The organism is Streptomyces sp. R28 (genome assembly GCF_041052385.1).
Taxonomy (GTDB): domain Bacteria; phylum Actinomycetota; class Actinomycetes; order Streptomycetales; family Streptomycetaceae; genus Streptomyces.
The window spans coordinates 1,706,687-1,720,000 of sequence record NZ_CP163439.1 but is presented as its reverse complement, the minus strand read 5'-3'; the positions used below and the strand labels follow the sequence as shown (position 1 = coordinate 1,720,000).

Annotated in this window: 10 protein-coding genes, 2 rRNA genes and 1 pseudogene (1 of these 13 running past the window's edge); 12 read left to right on the top strand and 1 reads right to left on the bottom strand. The window is 66.3% G+C overall.

What is annotated here, in order from left to right; all coding sequences use genetic code 11:
* The 12 genes and pseudogenes from AB5J49_RS07440 to AB5J49_RS07385 all read left to right on the top strand — a co-directional run.
* Positions 1-1,834, top strand: a 23S ribosomal RNA gene (locus tag AB5J49_RS07440) (it extends 1,286 nt beyond the left edge of the window).
* Between the two features lie 94 nt (positions 1,835-1,928).
* A 5S ribosomal RNA gene (gene rrf, locus AB5J49_RS07435) occupies positions 1,929-2,045 on the top strand.
* Between the two features lie 107 nt (positions 2,046-2,152).
* The gene (locus AB5J49_RS07430; protein WP_369167677.1) at positions 2,153-2,785 is read left to right on the top strand and encodes a CDP-alcohol phosphatidyltransferase family protein; all 633 of its coding nucleotides are present in this window, start codon (positions 2,153-2,155) and stop codon (positions 2,783-2,785) included.
* Between the two features lie 91 nt (positions 2,786-2,876).
* Positions 2,877-5,372 carry a sugar phosphate nucleotidyltransferase gene (locus AB5J49_RS07425; RefSeq protein ID WP_369167675.1) on the top strand — a complete coding sequence of 832 codons (2,496 nt, stop codon included), beginning with the start codon at positions 2,877-2,879 and terminating at the stop codon, positions 5,370-5,372.
* 96 nt (positions 5,373-5,468) lie between these two features.
* A complete protein-coding gene (locus tag AB5J49_RS07420) occupies positions 5,469-6,380 on the top strand; it encodes a DUF881 domain-containing protein (protein WP_369167673.1) in 912 nt (303 codons plus the stop codon).
* Complete coding sequence (locus AB5J49_RS07415) at positions 6,377-6,709, top strand: small basic family protein (protein ID WP_003988855.1); 333 nt, start codon at positions 6,377-6,379, stop codon at positions 6,707-6,709. Before AB5J49_RS07420 ends, AB5J49_RS07415 begins: the two co-directional genes overlap by 4 nt.
* A gap of 5 nt (positions 6,710-6,714) precedes the next feature.
* The gene (locus AB5J49_RS07410; protein ID WP_369167671.1) at positions 6,715-7,569 is read left to right on the top strand and encodes a DUF881 domain-containing protein; all 855 of its coding nucleotides are present in this window, start codon (positions 6,715-6,717) and stop codon (positions 7,567-7,569) included.
* A gap of 61 nt (positions 7,570-7,630) precedes the next feature.
* The gene (locus AB5J49_RS07405; RefSeq protein ID WP_369167670.1) at positions 7,631-8,536 is read left to right on the top strand and encodes an FHA domain-containing protein; all 906 of its coding nucleotides are present in this window, start codon (positions 7,631-7,633) and stop codon (positions 8,534-8,536) included.
* A gap of 41 nt (positions 8,537-8,577) precedes the next feature.
* On the top strand, positions 8,578-9,315 hold the full coding sequence (locus AB5J49_RS07400) for a MerR family transcriptional regulator (protein ID WP_369167669.1): 738 nt from the start codon (positions 8,578-8,580) through the stop codon (positions 9,313-9,315).
* 85 nt (positions 9,316-9,400) lie between these two features.
* Positions 9,401-9,874, top strand: a complete 474-nt coding sequence (locus tag AB5J49_RS07395; protein WP_004002801.1) for a bifunctional nuclease family protein — start codon at positions 9,401-9,403, stop codon at positions 9,872-9,874.
* 425 nt (positions 9,875-10,299) lie between these two features.
* Positions 10,300-10,799 (top strand): annotated as a pseudogene (locus AB5J49_RS07390) (MerR family transcriptional regulator).
* A gap of 123 nt (positions 10,800-10,922) precedes the next feature.
* The gene (locus AB5J49_RS07385; protein WP_369167668.1) at positions 10,923-12,392 is read left to right on the top strand and encodes a DNA polymerase IV; all 1,470 of its coding nucleotides are present in this window, start codon (positions 10,923-10,925) and stop codon (positions 12,390-12,392) included.
* 514 nt (positions 12,393-12,906) lie between these two features.
* On the opposite strand, the gene AB5J49_RS07380 is transcribed toward AB5J49_RS07385, so the two are convergent.
* Positions 12,907-13,314, bottom strand: a complete 408-nt coding sequence (locus AB5J49_RS07380) for a PRC-barrel domain-containing protein (RefSeq protein WP_369167667.1) — start codon at positions 13,312-13,314, stop codon at positions 12,907-12,909.

Genomic DNA, 13,314 nt, shown 5'->3' with positions numbered 1-13,314 from the left:
GGGGATCGTGATGGGTAGGGGAGCGTCGTGTGCCGGGTGAAGCAGCACCGGAAGGTAGTTGTGGACGGTTCACGAGTGAGAATGCAGGCATGAGTAGCGATTCACACGTGAGAAACGTGTGCGCCGATTGACTAAGGGTTCCTGGGTCAAGCTGATCTGCCCAGGGTAAGTCGGGACCTAAGGCGAGGCCGACAGGCGTAGTCGATGGATAACCGGTTGATATTCCGGTACCCGCTGTGAAGCGTCAAACATTGAATCGGGCGATGCTAAGTCCGTGAAGCCGCCCTGGAGCCTTCGGGCAAAGGGGAGTGGTGGAGCCGACGGACCAGACCTGTAGTAGGTGAGTGATGGGGTGACGCAGGAAGGTAGTCCATCCCGGGCGGTGGTTGTCCCGGGGTAAGGGTGTAGCCCGAGTGGTAGGTAAATCCGCCATTCATACAGGGTGAGACCTGATGCCGAGCCGATTGTGGTGAAGTGGATGATCCTATGCTGTCGAGAAAAGCCTCTAGCGAGTTTCATGGCGGCCCGTACCCTAAACCGACTCAGGTGGTCAGGTAGAGAATACCGAGGCGTTCGGGTGAACTATGGTTAAGGAACTCGGCAAAATGCCCCCGTAACTTCGGGAGAAGGGGGGCCACGCTTGGTGAGAGGACTTGCTCCTCGAGCTGGGGGTGGCCGCAGAGACCAGCGAGAAGCGACTGTTTACTAAAAACACAGGTCCGTGCGAAGCCGTAAGGCGATGTATACGGACTGACGCCTGCCCGGTGCTGGAACGTTAAGGGGACCGGTTAGTCAGGATTCGTCCTGGCGAAGCTGAGAACTTAAGCGCCAGTAAACGGCGGTGGTAACTATAACCATCCTAAGGTAGCGAAATTCCTTGTCGGGTAAGTTCCGACCTGCACGAATGGCGTAACGACTTCTCGACTGTCTCAACCATAGGCCCGGTGAAATTGCACTACGAGTAAAGATGCTCGTTTCGCGCAGCAGGACGGAAAGACCCCGGGACCTTTACTACAGTTTGATATTGGTGTTCGGTTCGGCTTGTGTAGGATAGGTGGGAGACTTTGAAGCGGGCACGCCAGTGTTCGTGGAGTCGCCGTTGAAATACCACTCTGGTCGTGCTGGATGTCTAACCTGGGTCCGTGATCCGGATCAGGGACAGTGTCTGATGGGTAGTTTAACTGGGGCGGTTGCCTCCTAAAGAGTAACGGAGGCGCCCAAAGGTTCCCTCAGCCTGGTTGGCAATCAGGTGTTGAGTGTAAGTGCACAAGGGAGCTTGACTGTGAGACCGACGGGTCGAGCAGGGACGAAAGTCGGGACTAGTGATCCGGCGGTGGCTTGTGGAAGCGCCGTCGCTCAACGGATAAAAGGTACCCCGGGGATAACAGGCTGATCTTCCCCAAGAGTCCATATCGACGGGATGGTTTGGCACCTCGATGTCGGCTCGTCGCATCCTGGGGCTGGAGTCGGTCCCAAGGGTTGGGCTGTTCGCCCATTAAAGCGGTACGCGAGCTGGGTTTAGAACGTCGTGAGACAGTTCGGTCCCTATCCGCTGCGCGCGCAGGAATATTGAGAAGGGCTGTCCCTAGTACGAGAGGACCGGGACGGACGAACCTCTGGTGTGCCAGTTGTTCTGCCAAGGGCATGGCTGGTTGGCTACGTTCGGGAGGGATAACCGCTGAAAGCATCTAAGCGGGAAGCCTGCTTCGAGATGAGTATTCCCACCCACTTGATGGGGTAAGGCTCCCAGTAGACGACTGGGTTGATAGGCCGGATCTGGAAGCACGGTAACGTGTGGAGGTGACCGGTACTAATAGGCCGAGGGCTTGTCCTCAGTTGCTCGCGTCCACTGTGTTGGTTCTGAAACCACGAACAGCCCCATGCCAGGCCACGGTATGGTGCGGCATGGTTCGACAGTTTCATAGTGTTTCGGTGGTTATAGCGTGAGGGAAACGCCCGGTTACATTCCGAACCCGGAAGCTAAGCCTTACAGCGCCGATGGTACTGCAGGGGGGACCCTGTGGGAGAGTAGGACGCCGCCGAACTCCTTTTAGAGCTCTGGCTCTTGGGCTACATGCCCAAGGGCCAGAGCTTTTTTGCGTTGAGGTAGGGTCAGGGGCATCGTAGGTACGTTCCCCACAGGAGGCTCCGGGTGGAGGTCCAGGAGACCCGTGTTCAGACGAACCGGGTCCTCACCATCCCCAACATCCTCAGCATGGCGCGGCTCCTTGGGGTGCCACTGTTCCTGTGGCTAATTCTCAGACCTGAGTTCGGTGGGCCGAACAGTGACGGCTGGGCATTCCTGGTGCTGGCTCTGAGCGGCGTCAGCGACTACCTGGACGGCAAGCTCGCGCGACGTTGGAACCAGATCAGCAGCCTCGGCCGGCTTCTCGATCCTGCGGCCGATCGGCTCTACATTCTCTCGACTTTGGTCGGTCTCACCTGGCGCGAGATTCTGCCGGTCTGGTTGACCGCTGTACTTTTGGCGCGAGAACTGGTTCTGCTGGTGATGGTGGGCATCCTCAGACGTCATGGCTATCCGCCGCCGCAGGTGAACTTCCTTGGGAAGGCAGCTACGTTCAACCTGATGTATGCCTTCCCGTTGTTGCTGCTCAGTGACGGGAGTGGCTGGATCCCGTCACTCGCTGCTATTTTCGGATGGGCGTTCGCTGGATGGGGTACAACGCTGTACTGGTGGGCAGGAGTCCTGTACGTGGTACAGGTCCGCCGCCTGGTCCGTGCGGACGCCATGGCCGATGGAACTCGCCGATTGAAGCGGGCGTAGCGGCTCGATGGCCCGCGGTGGAAAAGTGCGGGACAATCTGACGGGTGAAGTCGGCTAGACCGTCGTCTCTTTAGAGGAGGACGCTTCCGACATGAAGGCCGTCGTGATGGCCGGAGGCGAAGGCACACGCCTTCGCCCCATGACCTCAAGCATGCCCAAGCCGCTCCTGCCGGTGGCCAACCGGCCGATCATGGAGCACGTTCTGCGGCTGCTCAAAAGGCATGGGCTGAGTGAGACCGTCGTAACTGTTCAGTTCTTGGCCTCTCTGGTCAAGAACTACTTTGGTGACGGTGAAGAGCTCGGAATGGAGCTCAGCTATGCCAATGAGGAGAAGCCACTCGGTACCGCCGGAAGCGTCAAGAACGCCGAAGAGGCGTTGAAGGACGATGCTTTCCTCGTCATCTCCGGTGATGCCCTGACCGACTTCGACCTCACTGAGCTGATCAATTTCCACAAGGAAAAGGGCGCGCTGGTCACCGTCTGTCTGACGCGTGTGCCCAATCCGTTGGAATTCGGCATCACCATCGTCGACGAGGAGGGCCGGGTCGAGCGCTTCCTGGAGAAGCCGACCTGGGGGCAGGTCTTCTCGGACACCGTGAACACCGGCATCTATGTCATGGAGCCCGAGGTCTTCGACTATGTCGAGGCCGACGTGCCCGTGGACTGGTCCGGCGACGTCTTCCCGCAGCTGATGAAGGAGGGCAAGCCGGTCTATGGGTATGTCGCGGAGGGGTACTGGGAGGACGTCGGTACGCACGAGAGCTATGTGAAGGCGCAGGCCGACGTCCTGGAGGGCAAGGTCGACGTCGAGATCGACGGCTTCGAGATCTCGCCGGGTGTGTGGGTGGCGGAAGGCGCCGAGGTGCATGCCGACGCCGTTCTGCGAGGGCCCCTGTACATCGGGGACTACGCCAAGGTCGAGGCCGGTGCGGAAATCCGGGAGCACACCGTCGTCGGTTCGAACGTCGTCGTGAAGACCGGCGCCTTTCTGCACAAGGCTGTCGTGCACGACAACGTGTATGTCGGGCAGCACAGCAATCTGCGCGGTTGCGTCGTCGGGAAGAACACCGACATCATGCGTGCCGCCCGGATCGAGGACGGCGCGGTCATCGGTGACGAGTGCCTGATCGGTGAAGAATCGATCGTGCAGGGCAACGTACGCGTCTATCCGTTCAAGACCATCGAGGCCGGCGCCTTCGTCAACACCTCGGTGATCTGGGAGTCGAGGGGCCAGGCGCACCTCTTCGGTGCCAGAGGCGTCTCCGGAATCCTGAACGTTGAGATCACGCCCGAGCTCGCCGTTCGCCTCGCAGGCGCCTATGCGACGACCCTGAAGAAGGGGTCAACCGTCACCACGGCGCGCGACCACTCCCGTGGTGCCCGGGCGCTGAAGAGGGCGGTCATCTCCGCGCTGCAGGCCAGCGCCATCGACGTACGAGATCTGGAGAACGTACCGCTGCCCGTGGCGCGGCAGCAGACTGCGCGGGGCAGTGCCGGCGGGATCATGATCCGGACGACGCCCGGGGTGCCGGATTCCGTGGACATTATGTTCTTCGACGGGCAGGGTGCCGACCTGTCGCAGGGCAGTCAGCGGAAGCTGGACCGGGTCTTCGCGCGGCAGGAGTACCGGCGGGCGTTCCCGGGCGAGATCGGGGACCTCTATTTCCCGGCCAGCGTCTTCGACTCCTACACCGGGTCGTTGCTGCGGAATGTCGACACGACCGGGATTGCGGAGTCGGGCCTGAAGGTCGTCGTGGACGCCTCCAACGGCAGCGCGGGGCTTGTACTGCCCAGCCTGCTCGGGAAGCTCGGTGTGGACTCGCTGACCATCAACCCCGGGCTCGACGAGTCCAGGCCCACGGAGTCGGCGGACACGCGGCGGTCGGGGTTGGTGCGGCTGGGAGAGATCGTGGCGTCCGCGCGGGCGGCGTTCGGGGTGCGGTTCGATCCCGTCGGTGAGCGGCTGTCGCTGGTCGACGAGAAGGGGCGGATCGTCGAGGACGACCGGGCCCTGCTCGTCATGCTCGACCTCGTGGCCGCTGAGCGGCGCAGCGGGCGGGTCGCGCTGCCGGTGACCACTACGCGGATCGCCGAGCAGGTGGCGGCGTACCACGGGACCCAGGTGGAGTGGACAACCACCTCGCCGGACGATCTGACCCGAGTCGGTCGCGATGACACGACGATTTTCGGTGGTGACGGCAGGGGCGGATTCATCGTCCCCGAGTTCAGCAGTGTCTTCGACGGTACGGCGGCCTTCGTACGGCTGATCGGGCTGGTGGCGCGGACGCAGCTCACGCTCAGCCAGATCGACGCGCGGATTCCGCGGGCGCATGTCATCAAGCGGGATCTTGCGACTCCCTGGGCCGTCAAGGGCCTCGTGATGCGGCGAGTCGTAGAGGCGGCCGGAGATCGCTTTGTCGACACAACCGACGGTGTTCGGGTTGTGGAGACCGACGGGCGTTGGGTGATGGTGCTGCCCGACCCGGCCGAGGCGGTCACGCATCTGTGGGCCGAGGGGCCGGACGACGCGTCCGCACAGGCCCTGCTCGACGAGTGGGCGGCGGTCGTGGACAGCGCCGGCCGCTGAGGCGCCCAGTACGCGTGCGTGCCGGACAGGCGCCCCCAGGGGCCTGTCCGGCACGCCGGTGGGGCCATTCGGAGGTATCGGCCGCGACGTGCGACGATGTGCGGCATGCCGCAGCCCCCCGTTCGGAGCACACCTACGCGCCCCTCGCGCCCGGACGCGTCCATGTCATTGCTCACCAACGTCATGGATCACAGCCTCGACGACGGGTACGCCCAAGCCGCCGAACGGAAGAAGGCCGCGGGTGACGGGGGCCTGCCCAAGACCCTGAGGGCGAAGCTCGGGCTCGCGGCCGGTCTGGTGCTCGCGGCGCTCGTGGTGACCGTGGGAGCGGCGCAGGCGCGGGTCGCGGCGCCCGTCATGGCTAAGGAGCGCGAGGAACTGATCGACCGCATCGACCGTGAGACCGCGGCGGCGGACAAGCTGGAGGAGTCTGTCGACAAGCTGCGCGACGATGTGAGCGCGCGGCAGCGCGAGGCGCTGAAGGCGACGGGCACCAGTGACCAGGCGGAGCTCGTGGGCATCCTGGCGGGCGCTGTCGAGGTGCACGGGCCTGGTGTGAAGCTTGTTGTGAACGACGCCAAGGAAGCCTCCACGGGCAGCGACGGCGACCCGCGCGGGACATCCGGGTTCTCCGACACCGGGCGGGTGCGGGACCGCGACATGCAGCGTGTGATCAACGGGCTGTGGGAGTCGGGCGCCGAGGCGATCTCCATCAACGGGCAGCGCCTGACGGCCCTGTCGGCGATCAGGGCCGCGGGTGACGCGATACTGGTCGACAACAAGCCGCTGGTTCCGCCGTACACGGTGCTCGCGGTGGGGGACGGGGAGCGGCTCAGCGCCAGGTTCCAGGACAGTGCCGACGGGCTGTATCTGCACGCCCTGCAGGAGAATTTCGGGGTCAGGACCGGCATTTCCGTGCAGGACGACCTCCGGCTGCCCGCCGCACCGAGTGTGATCGTACGCACAGCACAGCCGAACACCGAGAAAACCGAGAAGGGCACATCGTGATCGCCGTACTGGGCCTCGTCGTGGGAGTCGTGGCCGGCCTGTTGGTCCGGCCTGAGGTTCCGGCGGTCGTCGAGCCTTACTTGCCGATCGCCGTCGTGGCGGCTCTCGACGCCGTCTTCGGAGGGCTGCGGGCCATGCTCGACGGGATCTTCGACGACAAGGTCTTCGTCGTGTCGTTCCTGTCCAATGTGGTCGTGGCCGCGCTGATCGTGTTCCTGGGCGACAAGTTGGGCGTGGGTGCCCAGCTGTCCACCGGAGTCGTCGTGGTGCTCGGCATCCGCATCTTCTCGAACGCCGCGGCGATTCGCCGGCACGTGTTCCGGGCGTGAGGCCGATGAGCAACCACGACGAGGCGCCCGAGAACAGGTTGCGCAAGGAACTGCCGGAGGAAATGCCGGCCGCCGGTGCGTCCGAGGCGCCGGCCGTGCCCGAGGCCGTGGACGCGCCCGAGGAGCAGCGGAGCGAGCTGACCGGGCGGCAGCGGCTGGCGAAGGGGCTGTGGCCGCCGCGCGTGACCAGGGCCCAACTCATCGTCGCCGTGCTGCTGTTCGGCCTCGGCTTCGGTCTGGCCGTCCAGGTCGCCTCGAACAGTGACGATGACAGCGCCCTGCGTGGCGCACGTCAGGAAGATCTCGTTCGCATCCTCGATGAACTGGACGACCGTACTCAGCGTCTTGATGACGAGAAGCAAGGTCTCGAGAAGCAGCGGGACGAACTGGAGAACAGTTCGAACCAGGCCGAGGAGGCTCGCAAGCAGACGGTCGAGAAGGAGAGGCAACTCGGCATTCTGGCGGGCACGGTGGCCGCGCAGGGACCTGGCATCACGATGACCATCGACGACACGAAGGGGACGGTCGAGGCGGACATGCTGCTCGACGCGATCCAGGAGCTGCGCGCGGCCGGCGCGGAGGCGATCCAGGTGAACGGCGTACGCGTTGTCGCAGGCACCTATCTGACGGATTCCGGCAACAGCGTGAGCGTCGACGGGAACAAGATCAACGCGCCCTATCGTTTCGAGGTCATCGGTAAACCGCAGGACCTCGAGCCGGCGCTCAACATCCCTGGAGGCGTGGTGCAGACTCTGGAGAAGGAGCAGGCCACCGTGACCATCGAGCGGTCGGACAAGATCGTCGTGGACGCCTTGCGAGCGGCGAAGCGGCCTGACTACGCTCGGTCGTCCTCCCAGTGAACCGGGGGTGCATGGGGGACATCCGGCGAGGGCATGAGGTTGCGGGGGGTCGGCGCACCGAATGGGTGGTGCGTGGTGGAAACTGTCTGGTGGAGACGGACGTTGTGAGGGTGTCCGGGTCGTTCAGAGAGTGCAGTCAGGGTTCGTCCTGCCCCACGGGCGGGTCTATTTCGGTCAAGGGGAATCGCCCGTGAAGTTGTTTGCGAAGTTGTTCGGCAAGAGCGCGCGAGAGAGCAGCGACAATGCCACCGCTCGTCATCGTGCACAGGGGGACGAGGAAGGCCAGCGCCCGCTGTTCAGGGACCAGGTGCCTGGGCCGGGCGGTGACATTCCCGGAGGCCAGGGCGCGCCGTCAGTTGACCCTGCCCAGTCCGGCGGCATAGGTTTCGGGCAACCGTCAACCTCAAGTACGGGTGGAGGGTTTTCCCCGATGTCGGCCCTGGTGTGTACGAGGTGCGGTAACCGCAACGCGGAGAACAGCCGCTTCTGTTCCAACTGCGGTGCGCCGCTGCGCGCCGGTGCGGCGCCCGAGCGTCCGTCCGAGACGACCTCCACGATCTCCATTTCCGGCCTTGAGGCCTACGACGCCGAGGCCACCGGCCAGACGCAGATTCCGGCGCTGTCTCCCGAGGCCCAGGCGGCCGTCGACGCGCTGCCACTGGGTTCCGCGCTGCTGGTGGTGCGCCGGGGGCCGAACTCGGGCAGCCGCTTCCTGCTGGACGGCGATCTGACCACGGCCGGTCGGCACCCGCAGAGCGACATCTTCCTGGACGACGTGACGGTCTCGCGTCGGCACGTGGAATTCCGGCGTAGCCCGGACGGCTCGTTCACGGTGGCCGACGTCGGCAGTCTGAACGGCACGTACGTCAACCGCGAGCGGATCGACCAGGTCGCTCTGAACAACGGCGACGAGGTCCAGATCGGCAAGTACCGTCTGGTGTTCTACGCGAGCCAGCGGGGCTACTGACCCTCCCCCGGAGCCCGTCCGGGGAGACCCAGGGAAGGTCCATGCTGAAATCACCGAGCGGCGGTGCCGGGCACGGCATCGCCGCCACGGACAGTCGGCTGATGAGCATCGGCACGGTGCTGAACGCGCTGCGCGAGGAATTCCCTGACATCACCATCTCCAAGATCCGCTTCCTGGAGTCGGAGGGCCTCGTCGAGCCTCAGCGGACCCCCTCGGGGTACCGCAAGTTCAGTACGCAGGACGTCGAGCGGCTCGGACACGTACTGAGGATGCAGCGGGACCACTATCTGCCGCTCAAGGTGATCCGTGAGCACCTTGACGCCATGGAACGCGGGGAGGCCGCACCGCTGCCGGCCCTGGGCCGTCAGCGGGACGGCGAAGCCGTCCTGGAGCCGGCCGAGAGGCGCACGGCGGCCCGGATCGGGCGGGCCCAACTGCTGGCCGCTGCCGAGATCGGTGAGCAGGAGCTCAAGGAGTGGGAGTCGTACGGGCTGATCACGCCGCTGGCGGACGGGGTGTACGACGCGGAGGCGGTCACCGTGGCTTCGCTCGTCTCCGAGCTGGGGCGCTTTGGGATCGAGCCAAGGCATCTGCGGGTGATGAAGGGCGCTGCCGACCGTGAGGCCGGGCTCGTGGACCAGGTCGTGGCCCCCCTGAGGCGGCACCGCAATCCGCAGACCAGGGCACACGCGGAGGCCCGTGCGAAGGAGCTCGCGGGGCTGACGGTGAAGCTGCACGCCGCGCTGGTGCAGACCGCTCTCGGGGTACGGCTGCCCTGAGCGGGGCATGCACAGGAAGGGCGGATCGGCCACCCGTTCTCTGCCCGACTACCCAAACGTCCCGAGCACGGCCTAGGGTTGCTGTGTGAACGAGCTCGATGTCGTAGGTGTCCGGGTCGAAATGCCCTCCAACCAACCGATCGTGCTCCTGCGCGAAGTGGGAGGCGACCGCTACCTCCCCATCTGGATCGGGCCGGGGGAGGCGACGGCGATCGCTTTCGCCCAGCAGGGCATGGCCCCCGCGCGACCGCTGACCCACGACCTGTTCAAGGACGTGCTGGAGGCCGTCGGCCAGGAGCTCACCGAAGTACGCATCACGGATCTGCGTGAGGGCGTCTTCTACGCCGAGCTGGTCTTCGCCAGCGGCGTCGAGGTGAGCGCCCGCCCGTCCGATGCCATAGCGCTGGCCTTGCGCACCGGAACGCCGATCTACGGGAGCGACGGGGTGCTCGACGACGCGGGCATCGCGATCCCGGACGAGCAGGAGGACGAGGTGGAGAAGTTCCGCGAGTTCCTCGACCAGATCTCGCCCGAGGACTTCGGCACCAGCAGTCAGTGAGGCGGCGTGGGCGGCGGCCCGACGGACTCGCGGTCCGTGGTGGTGCGGCCCACAGTCGGTTACAACTCAAATGCCGGTATTTGCCAGCGGCGAGCGCGAGCGTCCTACGCCTTGCTCCGAGCGCATTCGGCTAGCCTTTCCCCGCGGTGGGGTACGGGAAACCACTCCTAGGGTGATTATCACTCGGCGTGCCGAGTGTGGCGATCGTTGACGCACCCCTGGTGACTGCCTACCGTCGAGAAGGCAGGTCAAGGACGGAGGTCGGCGTGAGAAGCAGCGGCGACGGTACGGCTGGGGGTGCCCCCGGACGCGGTTTCGGGGCGAGCGGCCCGTACCCGCTTCAGAGCCCGCTTCAGGGCAGCGCGGCCGATCACGCTACGCAGCGACCGACGGCCGTGCCGAGCAGTGGCGGAGGGGCGGCGTCCATGGAGACCGAGCAGATCGGCTACCGCGGTCCGACGGCGTGTGCGGCCGCCGGCATCACGTACCGGCAACTGGACTACTGGGCGCGCACCGGGCTCGTCGAGCCGAGCGTGCGGCCCGCGTACGGGTCGGGAACCCAGCGGCTCTACAGCTTCCGGGACGTCGTCGTCCTGAAGATCGTCAAGCGGTTCCTCGACACCGGTGTCTCGTTGCAGAACATCCGTACCGCCGTGCAGCATCTGCGGGAGCGGGGCTTTCGTGATCTGGAGCGCATGACGCTCATGAGCGACGGTGCGACGGTCTACGAGTGCACCTCGCCGGACGAGGTCCATGCGCTGCTCCAGGGTGGGCAGGGGATCTTCGGGATCGCCGTGGGCGTGGTGTGGCGGGACGTGAGAGTGCCCTGTCGCAGCTGCACGGGGAGCGGATCGACACCGGGGAGACGTTGGTCGGGCACAATCCGGCGGACGAGCTGGCTCGGCGGCGCAACCGGGCGGTCTGAGCGGCCTTTGCGGTCTTCGCCGAGGTGCCTCGCAGTGGTCGGGCGGGTAGGGCGAGGTACGGCGGTCGTGGGCCAGGCGGTCGTAGCAGGGCATTGTCAGTGGCGTGAGGCAGCATCGGAGATGTGAGGAACGCGCCTACGATCCTGCATCTCGACATGGATGCCTTCTACGCCTCGGTGGAGCAGGCATCCAAGCCGAGCCTGCGCGGGAAGGCCGTGATCGTGGGCGGGCTCGGGCCGCGGGGAGTCGTCGCCACGGCGTCCTACGAGGCTCGGGTCTTCGGGGTTCACTCGGCGATGCCCATGGCCCAGGCGCGCCGACTGGCGCCGAATGCCGCGTATCTTGTGCCGCGCTTCGCGATCTACCGAGACATCAGCGAGCAGGTGATGGCGCTGCTGCGGGAGCTGTCGCCGCTGGTGGAGCCGCTGAGCCTGGACGAGGCCTTCGTGGATCTGGAGGCCGGGGGAGCGGCCTGGGACGAGGGGTCCGCGCGGTTGGTGGGGGCGAAGCTGCGCGCTGACATACGTGCGGCCACCGGGCTCGCGGGATCGGTGGGCCTGGCCGCGTCCAAGATGCTGGCGAAGATCGCCTCGGAGCAGGCCAAGCCCGATGGGTTGGTGGTGATCGAGCCCGGGAGCGAGCGGGCGCTGCTCGGGCCGATGTCCGTGCGGACTCTGCCGGGCGTGGGGCCGGCGACGGGGGATCATCTGCGGCGTGCCGGGATCCACACGGTCGAGGAGATCGCCGAGGCGGGTGAGGACGAGCTGGTTCGGCTGCTGGGCAAGGCTCATGGGCATGCCCTGTACGCCATGGCGCTGGCGCACGACGAGCGGCCGGTGGTGGCCGAGCGGGAGGCCAAGTCCGTGTCGGTGGAGGACACCTATGACGTGGACATTCACGACCGGGTTCGGGTGGGCCTGGAGGTGCAGCGGCTTGCCGATCGTTGTGTGCGGCGGCTGCGTGGGGCGGGGTTGTCCGGGCGGACCATCGTGCTGAAGGTGCGGCGGTACGACTTCTCGACGTTGACCCGTTCCGAGACGCTGCGTGGGCCCACGGATGATCCGGCGGTGGTGCGGGAGGCTGCGGCGCGGCTGCTGGAGTCCGTGGACACGACGGGTGGCGTGCGGCTGCTGGGGGTCGGGGTCAGTGGGCTGGCCGACTACACGCAGGAAGATCTCTTCGCACAGGCGGCGGGGGAGCAGGTCGAGCACTCCGAGGAGGAGGGCGGCCGGGAGGAGCCTGCGGAGGAGCTGCAGGCTGTGCCTGTCGAGCGGCGGTGGCCTGCGGGGCACGATGTGCGGCATGCCGAGTACGGGCACGGGTGGGTCCAGGGGAGCGGGCTTGGGCGGGTGACTGTGCGGTTTGAGACCCCTGAATCTTCGGAGCCGGGGCGGGTGCGGACGTTCCGGGTCGACGACCCCGGGTTGGAAGGGGCGGATCCGTTGCCGTTGGTGCGGGCCAGACCTGGAGGCTCTGGGGGACGTGAGGGGCCCGGTGTATCTGGGGCTGGTGGGGTCTTAGGGGCGGGGGAGGCCGGATCGGCGGAGGGGAACGGCGGGGAGGTCGGGGAGATGCCTGTGGCGCGTGGGTAGGGGGCGGGGGTGGACGCTGCCGTGCGGCGTCGCTGCTTGCCCGGTGTAGTGGTGGTCCGGCGTGGTGGTGGTCCGTGGAGGTGGGGTCGCTCGCCCGCGTCGGCGGGGTGCCGCTGCGCCCATGCCCTGGGGCGGTGTCCGCGGCTACGGCCGCTGGGGTGGCCCGTCGTGCGGTGGTTGCGTCGGCTGTGCCCGCTGGGCGGTTCTCCTGGGGCGGTGTCCGCGGCTATGGCTACAGGGGGCCGTCGTGCAGTGTGCCCGCGGCTGTACATGGTGGGGCGATCTTGGCTGTGGCGGTGTCGGCAGCGGCGACGGCTGTGGGGGGTTTGTCGTGCCGTGGTGTCGGCAGCCGCGCATGCTGAAGCGATCTGTCCTGTAGCCGTGTCCGCGGCTTGGCCTCTCGGGCGGTTCGTCCTGCCGCGGTGGTCGCAGCTGTGTCGGCGGGGCGCGCTGTTTTGCGGCCGCAGCGGCGGTGTGGTCGGGGGAGGTGGTCGCCCGGTGTGGCTGGTCGTAGTCAGGGGTGTGGGTGCGTTGTCCGGGGGCCGTTGTCCTCTGGGGTTTCCGTGCCTGCCAAGTTGCCGAAGTCTCGGTCCGGGGGCGTGGAGGGAGGGGCCACGTCAAGGCCGTAGTGGTGGTAGAGCTGGAGTTCCTGTTCGGGGGAGAGGTGGCGGCCTACGCCGAAGTCGGGGGCGTCCTTGATCAGGGCGCGGTCGAAGGGGACATGGAGGGTGCCTTCGACCAGTTCGCTGGGCTCCAGGGGGACGAAGGCGTCCCGGGAGAACAGGCCGGTGCGTATCGCCGCCCATTCCGGCACTCCGGTCGCGTCGTCGAGGTAGACCTCGTCGATGGTGCCGATCTTGGTGCCGCTGCGGTCGAAGGCCTTGCGGCCGATCAGGTGGCGCGGATCGATGTCGGTCTGCAC